The following is a 382-nucleotide window of genomic DNA, read 5'->3' as shown; positions in this document are numbered from 1 at the left end:
GGTTGAGCTATAATCAAAACTTTCACTGGCAATCGACATAGCAACAATCGGGATTGATTAGTTATAAAATGCCATATCTGCAAAGTAGATACACATTTTAAGGAAAAATGCTACGGTTACGATTGCAAAAAAGGCTAGAAATAGTATTTGCATAAATCCTGTAATTTTAATGCTTTTCGTGACTTGTGATGTTGAATAAACAGCGTCTGCGGAAAATTTACCACTCATATCAAACATGCCTTTTGCAAGTGGTAAGATGATTCTTGTTTGCAAAAATGCTTGTAAAAAGACCATGACCGGAATTGCAATTGCGGATCTAACAGCGTCTATAATAATGTTCGCCCACGTTACATCTGTACTTTCGTCCGCCTCGCCAATAAGT

Annotated in this window: 1 protein-coding gene; it reads right to left on the bottom strand. The window is 36.9% G+C overall.

Translation table 11 applies throughout. The annotated features are described in order from the left end of the window. Positions 1 to 57: 57 nt before the first annotated feature. Positions 58 to 382 (bottom strand): hypothetical protein (locus tag D3I60_RS01305; protein ID WP_262774295.1); only part of this gene is annotated, 325 nt, incomplete at its 5' end.

The organism is Brevibacterium permense (assembly GCF_025506275.1).
Classification (GTDB): domain Bacteria; phylum Actinomycetota; class Actinomycetes; order Actinomycetales; family Brevibacteriaceae; genus Brevibacterium; species Brevibacterium permense_A.
The sequence above is the reverse complement of the archived record's forward strand: the minus strand, read 5'-3'. Positions and strand labels throughout refer to the sequence as shown.